Source organism: Acidovorax sp. ACV01 (assembly GCF_014851495.1).
In the GTDB taxonomy this organism is placed as follows: Bacteria; Pseudomonadota; Gammaproteobacteria; order Burkholderiales; family Burkholderiaceae_C; genus Acidovorax; species Acidovorax radicis.
Genome location: NZ_JACUZT010000003.1, coordinates 358,965 through 376,389 on the forward strand (window position 1 = coordinate 358,965; position 17,425 = coordinate 376,389).

Below are 17,425 nucleotides of genomic sequence, written 5' to 3' on the forward strand. Positions count from 1 at the left end.
TGCTCACACCATGCCCACTTCCCTCACCCAGCTTCAACAATGGCTGCTTGAACCCGAAGGCCAGCGCCTGGAATTCAAGGAGGCCAAGCAGAACTACCACTTTGACACGCTGGTCAAGTACTGCGTGGCCCTGGCCAACGAGGGCGGTGGCACCATGGTGCTGGGCGTGACGGACAAGCGGCCCCGGCGCATTGTGGGCACACAGGCTTTCGACGAGCCGGGCCGCACCGAGGCGGGCCTGCACCAGAAGCTTGGGCACCGCATTCCGGTGGAAGAGCTGTTGCTGCCCGAAGGGCGCGTGGTGATCGTTCACGTTCCGCCACGCTTGCCAGGCACGGCGTGGGAGATTGATGGCCGCTACTTCAAGCGCGCGGGTGACGACCTGGCAGCCCTGAGCGGCCAGGAGTTGAGGGAGATGTTTGCCGAAGCAGGCCCCGACTTTTCGGCCCAGCCTTGCCCCGGTGCCTCGCTGGACGACTTGGAGCCCGAGTCCATCGCCCTGTTCCGCGAGCGCTGGGCCAAAAAGACCGGCGACCCGCGCAGGCGTGAACTGAGCGCTCTGCAAACGCTGCGCGATGCCGAACTGCTAGTAGACGGCGATCAGGTGAGCTATGCGGCACTCATTCTGTTTGGCACGCGTGCGGGCCTCACGCGGTGGCTGGCGCAGGCCGAGCTGGTGTTTGAATACCGCTCGTCCGAAGCCGCAGGCCCAGCGGCCGACCGCGAGGAATACCGCGCAGGCTTTTTTGCCTGGCAAGACGCGCTGTGGAAAAAGATCAACCTGCGCAACGACCGGCAGAGTTACCAAGACGATTTCTTTCGCATGGACCTGCCCACCTTTGACGAGGTGCCCGTGCGCGAGGCCCTACTGAACGCGGTGGCGCACCGCGACTACCGGCTGGGCGGCTCCATCTTTGTGCGGCAGTTTGCCAAGCGGCTGGAGGTGGTGAGCCCCGGTGGCCTGCCGCCCGGTATCACACCCGAGAACATCATTGACCAGCAATACCCGCGCAACCGCCGTCTGGCCGAGGCCTTGGGGCGCTGCGGGTTGATCGAGCGGTCCGGCCAAGGCCTGAACCTGATGATGGAAAGCGCCGTGCGCCAGGGCAAGCCCCTGCCCAGCTTTGCAGGCACTGCCGCGCACGAGGTGCGGCTGACGCTGGAGGGTGGCGTGCGCAACCCGGCGTTTGTGCGGTTCATGGAGAGGCTGGGGGAGGAGACGCTGCGCAGCTTTTCGACGATGGACTATTTGGCGCTGGAGCGGTTACACCAAGAAAAAGAACTAGCCCCCTCACTCAAAGAGCGCCTGCCTGGACTTGTGGCGGCAGGCGCTGTCGAATCGATAGGGCGTGGCAAGAACACGCGCTATATCCTCTCTGAGGCGTTGTACGCAACCCTGGGAGCCAGGGGCACGCACACACGCCAGCGAGGCCTGGACCGCGAGACGAACAAGGCGCTTCTGATCAAGCATTTAAGCAAACAGGAGGGACAAGGAGCCCCGCTGGCAGAACTGCGGCAAGTGTTGCCCTCCTTACCCGAAAGTGCTGTGCGGGATCTGCTGCGCGAAATGCGTACTGAGGGCCAACTTGCGCTAGTTGGCGAGCGCCGCTGGGCACGCTGGCATCTGGCTCAACGTGGGTCGTCTAAAGATTGAACATGAATAGAAACACTTTAGAGATTGGTCCGTTAGACAATTTTTCATTGAAAAACAACAAGTTATAAAGTCCTATCTAAAGCATAGATACATACCAAAGCTTTAGATGAAGTGATAGGTCGACATTTCTGAGTATCTGGAGGGATATCTCTTGAGCAGCCCGTCAAACTTTGCTTTCCTCCAGTCCGACTGGCCTGCCCTACTGGCCGAAGCCCGCCGTGCCGAGGCGGCTGCCCACGGCGACCCGCGCACTGCATGCTTTTATGCACGCCGCACGCTGGAGCTGGCCGTGGCGTGGCTGTATCAGGCTGAAGGGGGCCGGGGTGGCTGCCTGCGCATGCCGTACAAGGCCGATCTGTCGGCGTTTTTGTTTGAGCCCAGCTTTCAGCAACTGGTGGGCAACGCGGTACACGCCAAGATGGATGTGATTCGCCGCCTGGGCAACCAGGCCGTGCACCACGCCCGCCCAGTGCCGCCGCAAGACGCGCTCAACGCTTTGCGTGAACTGTTTCATGTGGCCTTCTGGCTGGCACAGCACTATGCGCGCCGCGTGGGCGACCGGCCTGCGGCGGGGCTGCAGTTTCGCGTAGACCTGTTGCCACCCCCTGCAAGCACAGCAGTGGCGCAAGAACAGGCAGCCAACCGCGCCGCCCAGACCGCAGCCCAAGAGGCTCTGGCCAAGCAAGCACAAGCCCTGGCCGAGCGCGACGCCGCACTGCGCGAGGCAGCCGCCCGCAATGCCGAGCTGGACGCAGAACTGGCTCGCTACCGCGCCGAGATTGCCGCCGCCAAGGCCGCCAACGCGGCGCAGCCCGCCACAGCCCACGACTACAACGAGGCCGCCACGCGCGACCTGTTCATCGACCTGCTGCTCAAAGAAGCCGGCTGGGCACTGGAGCAGCCGCGCGACCGCGAGTTTGAAGTGCAGGGCATGCCCAACAACGAGGGCAAAGGTTTTGTGGACTATGTGCTGTGGAGCGGCGAGCGGCCACTAGCGATTGTGGAAGCCAAGCGCACCCACCGCAGTGCCCAAGAGGGCCAACAGCAGGCCCGCCTGTACGCCGACTGCCTGGAGCGCAGCACCGGCCACCGCCCCGTGATCTACGGCACCAATGGCTATGAACACTGGATGTGGGACGACACCACCAGCCCGCCGCGCCCGGTGCAAGGCTTTCACACGCGGGACGAGCTGGAGCTGATGGCCCAGCGCCGCACCACGCGCAAGCCGCTGGCCAGCCTGCCGATTGCGGCGGGCATTGTGGAGCGCCACTACCAGCAGCGCGCCATTCGCCGCATTGCCGAGACCTTTGAACGTGACCAGCACCGCAAGGCGCTGGTGGTGATGGCCACCGGCGCGGGCAAGACGCGCACGGTGATTGCGCTGGTGGATTTGCTCATGCGCGCGGGCTGGGCCAAGCGCGTGCTGTTCTTGGCGGACCGCGTGGCGCTGGTGAACCAGGCGGTGAACGCCTTCAAGGCCCATCTGCCCGACGCCGCCCCGGTGAACCTGGTGACCGACCGCGCTACCGAGGGGCGGGTGTACGTGTCCACCTACCCCACGATGATGGGGCTCATCAACGAGGGCGCCGGTGGTGGCCAGCGCCGTTTTGGCGTGGGCCACTTCGACCTGATCGTGGTAGACGAGGCGCACCGCTCCATCTACCAAAAGTACCGCGCCATCTTCAGCTACTTCGACGCCCTGCTAGTGGGCCTGACGGCCACGCCTAAGGACGAAGTCGACCGCAACACCTACGGGCTGTTTGGACTGGAAAGCGGCGTGCCCACCGATGCCTACGGGCTGGACGATGCCATTGCCGAAGGCTACCTGGCGCCACCCCGGGCGATTTCGGTGCCGCTGAAGTTCCAGCGCGAAGGCATTCGCTACAACGAGCTGAGCGAGGACGAAAAAGACCAGTGGGACGCGCTGGAGTGGGATGAGGAAGGTGGTGAAGCCCCCGACGAGGTAAGCGCCGAAGCGGTAAACCAGTGGCTGTTCAACACCGACACGGTAGACAAGATGCTGGCCCTGCTGATGGAGCGCGGCCACAAGGTGGCGGGCGGCGACCGGCTGGGCAAGACCATCATCTTTGCCAAGAACCAGCGGCACGCCGAGTTCATCCAGGCGCGCTTTGACGCCAACTACCCCGGATACCGGGGCGAATTCGCGCGCACCATCACCTTCAAGACCGAATACGCGCAGTCGCTCATCGATGCCTTTGGGCAGAAGGACCGCGCGCCACACATTGCGATTTCGGTGGACATGCTGGACACCGGCATCGACGTGCCCGAGGTGGTGAATCTGGTGTTCTTCAAGATCGTGCGCTCCAAAGCCAAGTTCTGGCAGATGGTGGGGCGCGGCACGCGGCTGTGCAAAGACCTGTACGGTCCGGGGCAGAACAAGAAAGACTTTTTCATCTTCGACTTCTGCCAGAACCTGGAGTTTTTCAGCCAGGAGCTGGAAGGCAGCGAAGGCGCGCTGGCGCAGCCACTGTCGCAGCGGTTGTTCAATGCCCGGCTGGAGCTGATTGGTCTGCTGGACCAGCGCCAACAAGCTAACGGCGTCGCCGAAGAGGCGCTGCAATCGCCCGTGCTGACCGAGACCGCTATTCGCCGTGACACGGCCGCGCTTCTGCACAGCGTGGTGGCGGGCATGTCGCTCGACAACTTTGTGGTGCGCCCGCAGCGCCGCTGGGTAGAGACCTGGGCGCAGCCCGATGCCTGGAAGCGCCCCACATCGGAACAACTGGCCGAGGTGGCCGTTCACTTATCGGGGCTGCCCACGGCGGTGCGCGATGACGACGAGGATGCCAAGCGATTTGATGCACTGCTGCTGAACACCCAGTTGGCCCTGCTGCGCACCGAACCCGCGCTGGCCCGCCTGCAAACCAAGGTGCAGCAACTGGCGAACAGCCTGCTGGAGCTGGCCAACGTGCCCAGCGTGCGCGAGCACCTGCTGCTGATCGAGGCCGTGGCGGGCGATGAGTGGTGGCAAGACCTGACCCTGACGATGCTGGAGCAGGCGCGGCGCAAGCTGCGCAGCCTCATCAAGCTCATCGAGAAAAGCGGCCGCAAGGTGGTCTATACCGACTTTGAAGATGCCATCGACGAAACCGCCGAAGTGGATTTGCCATTGGTAGCCAGTGCGGTGGACTTTGAGCGTTTTCGCGCTAAGGCCAAGGTGTTCTTGCGCGCCCATGAAGACCGACTGGCACTGCACAAGCTGCGACGCAACCAACCACTCACGGCGGCCGACCTGCAAGAGCTGGAAGCCCTGTTGCACGAGGCGGGCGGCACAGACAGCGACATACAGCGCGCCCGCACACTACACACCAGCCTGCCAGTGTTTGTGCGTTCCCTGGTCGGCCTAGACCGCGAGGCGGCCATGGCAGCATTCACCACCCTGATTACCGCAGGCTCCGCCAGCGCGAGCCAGCTGCAGTTCATCGAAGAAATCGTGCAGCACCTGACCGAGCACGGCGCCATGCCTGCCGCACGGTTGTACGAGTCACCGTTTACCGACATCCATGCCCAAGGGCCCGACGGCGTGTTTGACGGCAACAAGGTCGAACAGCTGTTTCGGGCCTTGCAGGGGTTGGAGCTGCAACAGGCAGCGGCCTAAGCCCAGCGCTTGAGGACTCAGCGCCGCTCGTTAACGCTATCAAATAAATAGCATTTAGCGCTTGTACATCAAGCGCTAGAGGTCCATTTTTCTTGAATTCCGGCCCAACGCGGCGCATCAGTCTCCGCTGGACCGGACAGGGGTCTTGGCTTTGCCGCTCGCCGCACTGCGTTTGGGGACAGGCACAGCAGCGGCGTCCAGTGCAGTTTCGTCCGCGGACCGCCGCAGCACCCCGTCACACAGCGTCGCAATGCACTGCTGCGCTACCTGCTCGGGCGTGTATTCGCCACCCGGCTGGTACCAGCGGCCGATCCAGCTCAACGCCCCCGCAATCACAAACGCCGTCATCTTCGGGTCGCAGGGCTGCAGCGAGCCTTCTGCCACACCCTCGGCCACCAGGCGGCGGAACTCCTGGTCGATGGCGGACTTGAGGCGGCGCAGCTCCTTGCGGCTCTCGGGCGGCAGCTGCTCGTCGCCCACGCGGATCAGGCACATGCCGAAGTCCTGCGTGACGATGCGCGCATACACCTGCATGCAGGTCATGAGCTGGTCGATGGCCTTGCCGCCGGCCGCGCGCGAGGCGTCGATGCCTTCGAGCATCATCGTGAGCCCCTTGCTCACGCACTGCAACAGGATCTCGTCCTTGTTCTTCACGTAGTAGTACAGCGTGGGCTTGGTCACGTTCAGGCGCGCGGCAATGTCGTCGAGCGAAGTGGCGTGAAAGCCGCGCTCGTTGAACAGCTGCGCCGCAGCCTGCAGCACAGCGTTGCGCTTGGCCTCGCGCTGGCGCTCACGGTGCGACACCGGGGCCCAGGGCGAAGCACTGGCCGAGTCAGACTCCGGCGCTGCTGACGAAGGTCGTGGCGCCGCTCGCGGGGCGCTGCGGGGGGACGATGCCGCTTTGGCAGAGGGCATGGGTGGCGATTCCTCGGGAAAGTACGGATGCTGAATGGGGTGGCGGCTTCCAGAATCTACTCACGAGTAAACAGTTTACGCACAAGTAGGAAATTTCTGCTGGGTCCGAGAGAAATTTCTGTCAAAAGCTGCAGTCAACCCGTATTAGAAAGCCAATGGAGACAACCCCTTTCGGTCCCCCTGCCGCCGCACCCCTGCTCCAGGTAGATGGCGTGACCCTGGCGTTTGGTGGCGTCAAGGCGCTGACCGGTGTGGGGTTTGATGTGATGCCCGGCTCCATCACCGCGGTCATCGGCCCCAACGGCGCGGGCAAGACATCGCTGTTCAACACCATCTCGGGCTTTTACCGGCCCAGCCAGGGCTCCATCCGGTTTCAGGGGCAGGACATCACGCGCATCCCGGCGCCGCAGCGCGCCAAGCTGGGCCTGGGACGCAGCTTTCAGAACATTGCGCTGTTCCGTGGCATGACCGTGCTCGACAACATCAAGCTGGGCCGCCACGCGCACCTCCAAACCAACGTGCTTGACGCGCTGCTGTACTTCGGCCGCGCGCGCCGCGAAGAGGCCGAGCTGCGCCGCGACATCGAAGAACGCATCATCGACTTCCTCGAAATCGACCACATTCGCCATGCGCCTGTGTCGGCCCTTCCCTACGGCCTGCAAAAGCGCGTGGAGATGGCCCGGGCCCTCGCCATGCAGCCGCAGATCCTGATGTTGGACGAACCGGTGGCCGGCATGAACCGCGAAGAGACCGAAGACATGGCGCGCTTCATCCTCGACGTGCGCGAAGAGTGGGGCGTGACGGTGCTCATGGTGGAGCACGACATGGGCATGGTGATGGACCTGTCGGACCATGTGGTGGTGCTCAACTTCGGCCAGGTCATCGCCCAAGGCACCCCCGCTGCCGTGCAGGCGGATCCCGAGGTGATTCGTGCCTACCTGGGCGCTGGCGATGTGGGCGACCTGCGCGCCAAGCTCCGGGCCAGCAGCCACCCAACCACCCCGCAGGGAGCCGCATGATGGACTGGGCCTACCTGTTTGAAATCAGCCTCACCGGCATCGCGGGCGGCGGGCTGTACGCCCTCGCTGCGCTGGCCTTCGTGATGGTTTACAAGGCCACGCGCGTCGTGAACATCGCCATTGGCGAGCTGCTCATGGTCGGCGCCTACCTGTTCTTCACCTTTGCCGCCACGTTTGCGCTGCCGCTGTGGCTGGCCATTCCGGCCGCCGTGCTTGGCACGGGCCTGCTGGGTGCCGTGATCGAGCGCACCATGATCCGCCCACTGCTGGGCGAGCCACCCATCTCCGTCTTCATGGTCACCGTGGGCCTGGCTTCCGTGCTCGTGGGCCTGGTGGAAATGATCTGGACGGCCGACCAGCGCCGCCTGCCCGACTTCATGCCCAGCCAGCCCATCATGGTGGGCGACGCCTTCCTCGCGCCCAAGGTGTTTTGGGGCGCGGTGATTGCCATCGTGTTCATCGCCGCAGTTCTGGTGGTGTTCCGCTTCTGGCGCGGTGGCGTGGCCCTGCGCGCCACGGCCAGCGACCAGGCTGCGGCCTATTCCGTCGGCATCAACGTGCCGCGTGTGTTCTCGCTGGCCTGGGTGGTGTCGGCCATGATCGCAGCGGTCTCCGGGATCATCGTCGGCTCGATTGGTGGCATCTCGTCGAGCATGGGCGTGTTCGGCCTGTCGGTGCTGGTCGTAGTCATCGTGGGCGGACTCGACAGCGTGCTGGGCGCACTCATCGGGGGAGTGCTCATCGGTTTGATCGAAGCGCTGGCTGGGGCCTACCTGGGCGGCGAATACAAGCTGCTGGCCACCTTCATCGTGCTGGTCGCCGTGTTGCTGGTGCGGCCCTACGGCCTGTTCGGCACCCACGAGATAGAGAGACTCTGATGCGCATCGGAACCCTCAAGGAAACCTACATCGCCGATGCGGCGCTGTTCGACTCGCACACGCAAAAAGTGTGGCTGGCCGTGGGCGCCGCGCTGCTGGTGCTGTTCCCCTTCATGGCCAGCGACTACTGGCTGTACCTGGCCTGCCTGGTCAGCATCAACGTGGCCAGCGCCACGGGGCTCAACATCCTCACGGGCTACACAGGGCTGGTCAGCCTGGGGCAGGCGGCCTTCATGGGCCTGGGCGCCTACACCGTGGCCGTGCTGGAAACCAAGGTGGGCACGCCCTTTGTGCTCAACCTGCTGGCCGGTGGCTTTGTCGCCATGCTGGGCGGCATCGTGGTGGGCATCCCTTCGCTGCGCGTGAAGGGGCTGTACCTGGCGATTGCCACCATTGCCGCATCGTTCATCGCGCACTTCATCTTTGCCAACTGGAAGTTCACTGGCGGCACCGGTGGCCTGAGCGTGCCGCCCGCCAAGCTGTTCGGCATGGCGCTCGACACCTCGTTCCGCCTGTACTGGCTCATCGTGCCGGTCACCCTCCTCATGCTGCTGGGCGCGGCCAACCTGTTTCGCACGCGCGTGGGCCGTGCCTTCATCGCCATCCGCGACCGCGACATTTCGGCCGAGGTGCTGGGCATACCGCTGCTGCGCTACAAGCTGCTGTCGTTTGGCCTGTCGTCGTTCTACGCGGGCGTGGCGGGCGGACTGTGGGCCTACTTCTTTCGCGTGGTCACGCCCGAGAGTTTTCCGCTGCTCATGTCCATCTTCTTCCTCGCAGCCATCATCGTCGGCGGCATGGGCTCCATCCTGGGCGGCATCCTGGGCGCGGTGTTCATGACCATGGTGCCTGAGCTGCTCAAGCTCGTGGTGGGCCTGTTGCCCGGCGGCACGGAACTCACCGTGTTCCTCTCGCCTGTGCGCACCGTCATTTTTGGCCTGCTCATCATCGGTTTTCTCGTCTTCGAGCCCCATGGCCTGGCCGAAGTGTGGCGGCGCATCCGCCGTTTTTTCCATCTCTGGCCTTTCCGCAACTAAACCATTCAGGAGACAACATGGACACACCACACACTTCCCTCCAGCGCCGCCACCTGCTGCTCGGTGCCGCTGGCGCCGCCGCGCTCACCAGCCCGCTGTCGGTGCTGGCGCAGTCGGGTGAAGACATCGTGATTGGCGGCTCTATCCCGCTCACGGGTGTGTTCGCGTTTGCGGGTGTGGGCATCAACGCGGGCATTGGTGACTACGTGAAGATGGTCAACGACGCGGGCGGCATCAAGGGCCGCAAGCTCAAGTACGTGCCCGAAGACACGGGCTACAAGGTCGATGTGTCCGTGGCGGCTTACAAGAAGATCACCAGCCAGAACAAGGTGAACCTGTACTACGGCGACTCCACCGGTTTCTCCAAGACCATCAACCCCGAGCTGGACCGCGCAGGCACCACGCTGATGGCCGGGGCCTCGTTCGCATCCGAGCTGAACGACCCTGCCAAGTACCCGAACCAGTTCCTGGTGGGCCCCGACTACACGGAGATGTTCGGCATCCTGCTCAAGCACATCGCCAAAGAGAAGCCCGGCGCCAAGGTGGCCTTCGTGTACTCCGACTCCGAGTTCGGCCGCGACCCCATCGAGAAAAGCGAGGCTGCCGCCAAGGCGCTCGGCCTGTCGGTGCCCGTCAAGATCATGACGCCCGCAGGCAGCGTGGACGTGTCCACCGAAGTCATCAAGCTGCGCCGCGCAGCGCCCGACTACACCATCTTCCACGGCTACATCCTCGCGCCCATCCCCGAGTTCATCACCCAAGGCAAACAACAGGGCATGACCAGCAAATGGATGGGCACCTTCTGGACCATGGACAGCTCCACCGTGATGAAGATGGGCGAGGCCGCCGACGGCTTCATGGGCGTGATGCCCTACCGCTACTACTACGACACCGAGAAGGCGCCCATGCTGGAGAAGATCCGCGCGCTGCGGCCCGAGTACCAGAGCACGGCCTACATCCAGGGCTTCCTGGCCGCCATGCTGTTCACCGAATCGGCCAAGCGCACGCTGGATGCGGGCAAGCCACTCGATGGCAAAAACCTCAAGGCCGCACTCAACAGCATCAAGGACTTCGACACCGGCGGGCTGATCGGCGTGCCGATCACCATCAGCGGCAACTCCATCCCCGTGGGACGCGTGTACCGCGCCGACATGAAGGCGCAAAAAATGGTGGCCGCGTCTGACTGGATCAAGCTCTGATGCGGACCATCCCCCTGAGCGGCTGCGCCGCTTCCCCCTTCTCTCGCACCGCTGCGCGCTGCGGGAAAGGGGACGGCACCCTCGCTGCGGGGCGGCCCTTGCTCGGTGCCCCGCGCGCAGGCCATGCGATCGCCAACACCGCCGGTCAAGCACGTGCAACGACGTTTTGGCAATGCCCATGACAGACACCGGCCCAACCAACGTCCTCGAAGTCAACAACATCGAGGTCATCTACAACAAGGTGGTGCAGGCCCTGCGCGGCCTGTCGCTGGCCGTGCCACGTGGGCAGATCGTGGCGCTGCTAGGCAGCAACGGGGCGGGCAAAAGCACCACCCTCAAAGCGGTGTCGGGGCTGCTGGCGCTCGAAGACGGCACGGTGGAGAGCGGCAGCATCCACTTCAATGGCCAGCCCACGGCGGCCCTGGCGCCGCAGCAACTGGTGCGCAACGGCCTGAGCCACGTGATGGAGGGCCGCCGCGTTTTTGAAGACCTCACGGTCGAAGAGAACCTGGTGGCCGCCACCTATGCGCTCACGGGCCGCAAGGACGCAACACCGAATTTCGACCTGGTCTACAGCTACTTTCCGCGTCTGCATGAGCGGCGCAAAGGCCTGGCCGGGTACCTGTCGGGCGGCGAGCAGCAGATGCTGGCCATTGGCCGCGCACTCATCGCCCAACCCCAGCTCATCCTGCTCGACGAGCCCTCGCTGGGCCTTTCTCCGAAGCTGGTCGAAGACATCTTCACCATCATCGCGCGCATCAATGCCGAGCGGGGCACCAGCATGCTGCTGGTGGAGCAGAACGCCACCGTGGCCCTGGCCGTGGCGCACCGGGGCTACATCATGGAGAACGGCAAGATCGTGATCGACGGCACGGCCGAACGCCTGGCCAACGACCCCGATGTGCGCGAGTTCTATCTGGGCATGGGCGGTGGTGGCGAGGCCAAGAGCTTCAAGGACATCAAACACTACAAGCGCCGCAAGAGATGGCTGTCATGACGCTTCCCGACCTCACCCTGCCCCAGATGCTGCGCGAGCGCGCACGCACCGACGCGGACCGCATCGCCATCCGGCAAAAGGACTTCGGCATCTGGAAGCCCTTCACCTGGGCGCAGTACCACCAGCGCGCCAGCCACTTCGGCCTGGGCCTGCGGGCACTGGGCCTGCCTGCGGGCGGGCATGTGGGCGTGATCTCCGAGAACCGCATCGAATGGGTGCTGGCCCAGATGGGCACAGGCCTGGTGGGCGCCGTGACGGTGGGCGTGTACCCCACCAGCCCCACCAACGAAGTGGCCTATGTGGTGGGCCATGCCGACATCGAGATCATGGTCTGCGAAGACCAGGAGCAGACCGACAAGCTGCTGGCCGCACTGCCCGAGCTGCCGCGCCTGAAAAAGATCGTGGTCATGGAGACCAAGGGCCTGCGCAGCTTTGCGCCCGAGGTGCGGCAGTTCATCACCACGTTTGACGAGGTGGAACGGCTGGGCGCGGCATCCAATCAACAAACCACCATCGACGACGCCCTCGCACGCCAGAAGCTCGACGATGTGGGCCTGATGATCTACACCTCGGGCTCCACCGGCAAGCCCAAAGGCGCGATGATTTCGTACCGCAACATCCGAGGCGTGGTGCCGGGCATCGTGGACCGGCTGGAGCTATCGCGCGAGACCACGCACCTGTCGTACCTGCCGCTGTGCCATGTGGCCGAGCAGATGCTGACCAGCTTTGTGCCGGTGTACATCGGCTCGCAGGTGAACTTTGGCGAGTCCATCCGCACCGTGCAGGAAGACCTGCGCGAAGTCGCACCCACCATGTTCCTGGGCGTGCCGCGCATCTGGGAAAAGCTGCACGCGGCCATCCACATCAAGCTGCAGGAAACGGGTGGCCTGCGCCGCGCGCTGTTCCACAAGGCCTACAACGCCTGCAAGCCGCTCGCCGAAAAGCCGCGCAGTGCCTGGAGCGCTGGCGACAAGCTCACTTATGCCGCCAGCTACTGGCTGGTGTTCCGCGCGCTGCAGAACTTCATCGGCCTGCGCAATGCCCATGTGGCGCTCACTGGCGCCGCGCCCATTCCGCCCGATGTGGTGCGCTTCTTCCGCGTGCTGGGCGTGCCGCTCATCGAGGTGTATGGCCTGACCGAATCCACCGGCATGGTCACGGGCCACCGGCCGGACCATGTAGTGGTGGGCACCGTGGGCGTGCCCACTCTGGGTGTGGAACACCGCATTGCCGACAACGGCGAGCTACAGCTCAAAGGCGACATGGTGTTTGCGGGCTACTACAAGAACCCCGAGGCCACGGCCAGCAGCATCATCGACGGTTGGCTGCACACCGGCGATGTGGTGCGCGAATCGCAAGGCCAGATCCAGATCGTGGACCGCCTGAAAGACATCATGATCACGGCGGGCGGCAAGAACCTCACGCCCTCCGAGATCGAGAACACCATGAAGGGCAGCCCCTTCATCAAGGAATGCATCATCGTGGCCGAGGCGCGCAAGTTTGTCGGTGCGCTGGTGATGATCGACTACGAAACTGTGGGCAAATGGGCCGAGGCGCGGCGCATCCCGTTCACGCACTTTCGCTCGCTGGTGGAGCACCCCGAGGTGCGCAGCCTCATCGATGCCGAAATCAACCAGGGCAATCAGCGCCTGGCGCAGGTCTCACAAATCCGCAAGTTCCACCTGCTCACCAAAGAGCTGGACCACGATGACGGCGAGGTGACCGCCACCATGAAGGTGCGCCGCTCCAGCATCTACAAGACCTATGCGGCCGAGATCGAGGCGCTGTATCACTAGCCCGGGGCTCACCCCCGCACCGTGCAGATTACTATCAAAACAGGAGCTATCAGCGCATACCCATAAAGCGCCAGAAGCCAATTTGACATGAAAAACACCGCCGCCGCCCCTACCGCCCCCCTGCTGCTGGAGCGCAACGGCGCCATCGCCACGCTGCGCTTCAACCGGCCCGATGCCCTCAACGCCATCGACGTGCCCATGGCCGACGCCTTCCTCGCAGCCGTGCAGACCGTCGCCACCGACCCTGGTGTGCGTGCCGTGGTGCTGGCTGGCAACGGCCGGGGTTTCATGGCCGGGGGCGACCTGGCCACGTTGCGGGCCGACCCGGTGCTGGGCGCCATCGACATCCTCACGCCGCTCAACGCAGCACTGCTCCTGTTGGCACAGATGAACGCGCCCGTCATCGCCCAGGTGCACGGCGTGGCAGCCGGTGCGGGCCTGAGCCTGCTGCTGATGGCGGACTACGTGATCGCAGCCGAAGGCACGCGCTTCAATCTTGCCTATATCAACCTGGGCGCCAGCTGCGACGTGGGCGCATCGTGGGCGCTGCCGCGCCTGGTGGGCGTGCGCAAGGCGCTGGAAATCGCGCTGATGGGTGAAGCCTTCACGGCCGGCGACGCGCTGCGCATGGGCCTCATCAACCGCGTAGTGCCCGCAGTCGATCTGGAGACGGTCACCACCACCCTGGCCCAGCACCTGGCCGCCGGGCCCACCATGGCCTACGGCGCCATGAAGCGCCTCATGCGCGAATCGATGGACCGCACATTGTCCGAGCAGCTGGCTGCAGAAAAAGACGCCTTTGTGCACTGCGCGGGCACCGAGGACTTCCGCGCGGGGGTAGAGGCCTTTCACCAACGCCAAAGCCCGCAGTTTGTGGGCCGATAAAAGGGTGGCTGTGTAGCCGCCAGCAGCCCTACCCTGGCGCTCCAAAGCCCTTACACTTCCACCAAAAAGGATGGGGGTGGGGGTATGAAGAAAGCGCTTCAACAAGGCAAACTGCTGTTCAAAATCCTCGGCGCCCTTGCCGGGATCGTGTTCATCGTCTTTGGAATGCAGGAACGGTCCGAGCTTTCCAGGACCCTCAAAATCGGCAAACACGCCGTGGTCGAGCCCATCACGCAGTACACGGAATTCAAAAAAAGCGGCTCCACCACGTACACCGCCGAGTTCCGCTTCAAGACAGACAACGGCCAGCAGATGGTTGTCAAACACAGCTTCCCGGAAGAAGTGCTGGCCGAATTCAAAGCCAACCGCCCGGTCGAGATCGCCTATATGCCCAGCGACCCGAGCAGCTTTGTTTTCGTGAAGCAACAATCTTCCTGGACGCTGGTGCTGATCGGCGGCGCGTTGTTCGTTGCCGCGCTGCTGCTGGCCTGACACGGGCACCGCAGCGGCCTTGCAACGGCGCAGACACCAAGGTGCTGGTGTTCGCGCTGGCACACCGGTAAGCTGGCCCCGAGTCCCATGACAAGCCGCGACGCCTTCCTCCATCTGCCCGAGTTACAAGGCCGGTTGACCCCGGTCCATGCCTCGGGCCTGCGGCTGACCGATGAGGTGCTGGCCGAGTGGGACGCCCAGGCGCGCGGCCAGGGCCTGCCAGCCCACTGGCGCCTGCCCGATGCCGATGTGGAACGTTCGCGCCGCCACGTGTTGACAACGATCACCGCACAGCACGACCCCTTGTGGGTGTTTGCCTATGGCTCGCTGATGTGGAACCCGGGGTTTCACTTTGACGAAGTGCGCAAGGCCACCCTGCCAGGGTACGTGCGCCGTTTTGCCCTCGGCACCACCATTGGTCGAGGCACACCCGATTGCCCTGGCCTGGTGCTTACGCTGCAGCGTGACGGTGACAATCACGCGGGCCAGCAGTGCGAAGGCCTGGTGTTCCGCATCCCCGCCCCGCTGGTGCCCGAGGAGTCACGCCTGCTCTGGCGCCGCGAGATGATCACTGGCGCCTACTGCCCTGAACTGCTTCCCTTGCAAACCCCACAAGGTACTGTCAACCAGGCGCTGGTGCTGACGGCCAACACGGCCCACACGCACTATCGGGGCGATCTGTCGATGCAGATGACCGCCGCCACCATTGCGCGCGCCTGCGGTCGCATCGGGAGCAACCGCGAGTACCTGGATCAGCTGATCGCTCAATTGGGAGTGCTGGGCATTGAGGACTCCTATGTGCATGCGCTGGCGGAGATGGTCGAGACGACCAACTGAGCGCTTCTCTCAGTAAGCGGCAGCACTACTGTCGTGACCGATGCCAATGCCAATGCCAGTGTCGGCCCCAACATTGAAACAGGCGACCTGCCCTGTTCGTGAAACAATCTAACAAACAATTCACTTTGTTTCAACGGCTCTTCCCGTCGCCCTTTCAGCCGTTGGGCCGCCACCTCTCTCCGAGGCGGTCAGGCGCCATTTGAAATCTTCTTCGCGACTTCATGAAAAAAATTATCCGCATTGCCGCCGCCTTTGTTTCGCTGGTTGCGCTGGCCAGCCATGCAGCCCCACCTCCACCCGCCCCCGTCTCCAGCACCATCGTCATGCCCTGGGAGCTGAATCACAACCAGAACCTGCCCCGCGAACTCAAGGCCCAGGGCTTCAGCCACGCCACCTTCTATCTCAACTGGTCTGACATCGAAACCAGCAAGGGCCAGTACGAATTTACCCACTACCACCGCCATCTGGACGCCATCGTCAACAGCGGCCTGTCACTGCTGCTGGTCATCGACATGGGTGGACGCACTTTCAAGGACGACCCCAGCCAGTTGGTGCACAACATGTCCTCGTTACCGCTATGGATCATTACGGGACATCCCGAAACGGCCATGCGCGACTTCTCGGGTGAGCCCACCTGGCAGCCCGACTTCACCGATGCGTCGATCAGGAAATACGCTGAACCGTTCATTGCACAGACAATCGATCACTTCTCCAGGCGCTATCCCGGCAAGATCCTGGGCTACGCCATTGGCCTGCAAGAGGAGCACGAGATCAAGTACGGGCAAACGAACTACCAGTGGCGGGACTACAAAGACTCCACCCAGGCTGCGTTTGCCAAAAAGTACAACGCCAAGCAGCCCATCATTCACTACAACAACCACATCGCAGCAGGTGTGCCTAAAGCAGAGCCGCTGCTGCACGCCCACAAGGAATTCCGGGAAACCCGGCTCCAGGAAGCCACCTGCGCCTACGCCAACGTAATCCGCAGCAAAGGGGCTGAGGCAATTGGCTACTTCGCAGAAACCTTCACATCGCACGATGCCATCTACGCTACAGGCATTGTCGAAAAGCTGGCCCCGTGCATCGACATCGCGGTCATCGACTTCAACTTCTACGACGGCTACAGCCTGGTGCCAGACGCTGAAGTGCTGCCCACCCTGGCCAACTACATGGGTTCACTGGGCTACAAGAAAGTCATGGTGGGTGCCTACGGTGAATGGTGGGAGTCCGCCAAGAAGACCCCAGAGCTGGTGCCCATCATCCAGCAAACAGTGGTGCAATCGCTGGCCCAGCCCCATGTGATCGGCTACGAGATCGGGGGTTTTCGCCACCAAGCAGGTGGGGGTCCGCTGGCTGGCCTGCAGCTCAATCAGCTTCATGCCCGTACTGCCAAACAAGGCCTCGCCACGGCGGCAAGCGCAAAACCGCAGATCAACATTGGAATCCTAGGCTCTACCACCAACTTCCACGTATGGCACGGTGAGAGAAGCACAGGCAGAAACATCCACCGCGATGCACTGTTCGCGTCTTACAAGATCCTGAGCAACGAACCCGGCATGCAGGTCCACGTCATCGGCGAAAAGAACCTTATCGCGGACGACCCCATCATCGGGCAGCTGGATGCCATCCTGGTGCCCCACCAGGCAGCCATGCCGCAACGCATCAAGGCTAAGCTGACCGCCTACTGGAAGAACGGCGGTGCACTCATCCAGGACATGCGCCTGGGTGAATTCGACGAAAACGGTAAACCCACCTTTGACTGGATGCATGAGGTGTTCGGCATTGCCAATGTCGAATGGAAAAACCGCGGGGGCGTTTTCCTGATCGACGGCAAGGTATACCGGCTCAAGCCTTCAAAGCGCATGTACACGAACTATGCCTCCATGACGCCCCGCCCCGGCTATAAAGTGCTGGCCACTGAACCCCTGCAACGCGGCCACGGCATCATGGTGCGTGGAGACCGCACGCTGGTCTTCGGCTTCATGCCCCAGCTGATTGAAGACAAGGGCAAAAACGATTGGCAAAAGCTGTTCGTTCGCGAAATCATAGACGTGGTGCCCAGAAAGTCAGGACCTTCCAGTCTCTGACAGGTTCGGC

13 protein-coding genes are annotated in these 17,425 nt (G+C 63.4%); 12 read left to right on the top strand and 1 reads right to left on the bottom strand.

What is annotated here, in order from left to right:
• The first annotated feature begins 10 nt into the window (after positions 1-10).
• Both IB243_RS10360 and IB243_RS10365 read left to right on the top strand, forming a co-directional pair.
• Positions 11-1,654 (top strand): ATP-binding protein, encoded by a 1,644-nt coding sequence (locus tag IB243_RS10360; RefSeq protein WP_192426785.1) that lies wholly within the window; start codon positions 11-13, stop codon positions 1,652-1,654.
• Positions 1,655-1,805: 151 nt separating this feature from the next.
• Positions 1,806-5,273: a DEAD/DEAH box helicase family protein gene (locus tag IB243_RS10365; protein ID WP_192426786.1), complete on the top strand. Its 3,468-nt coding sequence runs from the start codon at positions 1,806-1,808 to the stop codon at positions 5,271-5,273.
• Between the two features lie 117 nt (positions 5,274-5,390).
• On the opposite strand, the gene IB243_RS10370 is transcribed toward IB243_RS10365, so the two are convergent.
• The gene (locus IB243_RS10370) at positions 5,391-6,188 is read right to left on the bottom strand and encodes a TetR/AcrR family transcriptional regulator (RefSeq protein WP_192426788.1); all 798 of its coding nucleotides are present in this window, start codon (positions 6,186-6,188) and stop codon (positions 5,391-5,393) included.
• Positions 6,189-6,343: 155 nt separating this feature from the next.
• On the opposite strand from IB243_RS10370, the gene IB243_RS10375 reads away from it, so the two are divergent.
• The 10 genes from IB243_RS10375 (at position 6,344) to IB243_RS10420 (ending at position 17,415) form a co-directional block, all read left to right on the top strand.
• The gene (locus IB243_RS10375) at positions 6,344-7,207 is read left to right on the top strand and encodes an ABC transporter ATP-binding protein (protein WP_192426790.1); all 864 of its coding nucleotides are present in this window, start codon (positions 6,344-6,346) and stop codon (positions 7,205-7,207) included.
• Complete coding sequence (locus IB243_RS10380; protein WP_192426792.1) at positions 7,204-8,085, top strand: branched-chain amino acid ABC transporter permease; 882 nt, start codon at positions 7,204-7,206, stop codon at positions 8,083-8,085. Before IB243_RS10375 ends, IB243_RS10380 begins: the two co-directional genes overlap by 4 nt.
• Positions 8,085-9,122, top strand: coding sequence for a branched-chain amino acid ABC transporter permease (locus tag IB243_RS10385; protein WP_192426794.1), 1,038 nt, complete (start codon positions 8,085-8,087; stop codon positions 9,120-9,122). Before IB243_RS10380 ends, IB243_RS10385 begins: the two co-directional genes overlap by 1 nt.
• Before the next feature lie 17 nt (positions 9,123-9,139).
• Positions 9,140-10,321, top strand: coding sequence for an ABC transporter substrate-binding protein (locus tag IB243_RS10390; protein WP_192426796.1), 1,182 nt, complete (start codon positions 9,140-9,142; stop codon positions 10,319-10,321).
• Positions 10,322-10,499: 178 nt separating this feature from the next.
• Positions 10,500-11,318, top strand: coding sequence for an ABC transporter ATP-binding protein (locus IB243_RS10395; RefSeq protein WP_192426798.1), 819 nt, complete (start codon positions 10,500-10,502; stop codon positions 11,316-11,318).
• A complete protein-coding gene (locus tag IB243_RS10400) occupies positions 11,315-13,114 on the top strand; it encodes a long-chain fatty acid--CoA ligase (RefSeq protein ID WP_192426800.1) in 1,800 nt (599 codons plus the stop codon). The genes IB243_RS10395 and IB243_RS10400 overlap by 4 nt, the downstream gene beginning before the upstream one ends.
• Before the next feature lie 87 nt (positions 13,115-13,201).
• Positions 13,202-13,999: an enoyl-CoA hydratase/isomerase family protein gene (locus IB243_RS10405; protein WP_192426802.1), complete on the top strand. Its 798-nt coding sequence runs from the start codon at positions 13,202-13,204 to the stop codon at positions 13,997-13,999.
• 84 nt (positions 14,000-14,083) lie between these two features.
• Positions 14,084-14,491: a DUF3592 domain-containing protein gene (locus tag IB243_RS10410; RefSeq protein WP_192426804.1), complete on the top strand. Its 408-nt coding sequence runs from the start codon at positions 14,084-14,086 to the stop codon at positions 14,489-14,491.
• 87 nt (positions 14,492-14,578) lie between these two features.
• Positions 14,579-15,328 carry a gamma-glutamylcyclotransferase gene (locus IB243_RS10415; protein ID WP_192426806.1) on the top strand — a complete coding sequence of 250 codons (750 nt, stop codon included), beginning with the start codon at positions 14,579-14,581 and terminating at the stop codon, positions 15,326-15,328.
• A 221-nt stretch (positions 15,329-15,549) separates the two neighbouring features.
• On the top strand, positions 15,550-17,415 hold the full coding sequence (locus tag IB243_RS10420; protein WP_192426808.1) for a beta-galactosidase: 1,866 nt from the start codon (positions 15,550-15,552) through the stop codon (positions 17,413-17,415).
• Positions 17,416-17,425 lie beyond the last annotated feature (10 nt).

Coding starts and splice junctions, on each gene's coding strand:
- IB243_RS10420 (WP_192426808.1), top strand. CDS start 15,550: ATGAAAAAAATTATCCGCATTGCCGCCGCCTTTGTTTCGCTGGTTGCG.
- IB243_RS10385 (WP_192426794.1), top strand. CDS start 8,085: ATGCGCATCGGAACCCTCAAGGAAACCTACATCGCCGATGCGGCGCTG.
- IB243_RS10380 (WP_192426792.1), top strand. CDS start 7,204: ATGATGGACTGGGCCTACCTGTTTGAAATCAGCCTCACCGGCATCGCG.
- IB243_RS10395 (WP_192426798.1), top strand. CDS start 10,500: ATGACAGACACCGGCCCAACCAACGTCCTCGAAGTCAACAACATCGAG.
- IB243_RS10370 (WP_192426788.1), bottom strand. CDS start 6,188: ATGCCCTCTGCCAAAGCGGCATCGTCCCCCCGCAGCGCCCCGCGAGCG.
- IB243_RS10405 (WP_192426802.1), top strand. CDS start 13,202: ATGAAAAACACCGCCGCCGCCCCTACCGCCCCCCTGCTGCTGGAGCGC.
- IB243_RS10360 (WP_192426785.1), top strand. CDS start 11: ATGCCCACTTCCCTCACCCAGCTTCAACAATGGCTGCTTGAACCCGAA.
- IB243_RS10415 (WP_192426806.1), top strand. CDS start 14,579: ATGACAAGCCGCGACGCCTTCCTCCATCTGCCCGAGTTACAAGGCCGG.
- IB243_RS10400 (WP_192426800.1), top strand. CDS start 11,315: ATGACGCTTCCCGACCTCACCCTGCCCCAGATGCTGCGCGAGCGCGCA.
- IB243_RS10410 (WP_192426804.1), top strand. CDS start 14,084: ATGAAGAAAGCGCTTCAACAAGGCAAACTGCTGTTCAAAATCCTCGGC.
- IB243_RS10375 (WP_192426790.1), top strand. CDS start 6,344: ATGGAGACAACCCCTTTCGGTCCCCCTGCCGCCGCACCCCTGCTCCAG.
- IB243_RS10390 (WP_192426796.1), top strand. CDS start 9,140: ATGGACACACCACACACTTCCCTCCAGCGCCGCCACCTGCTGCTCGGT.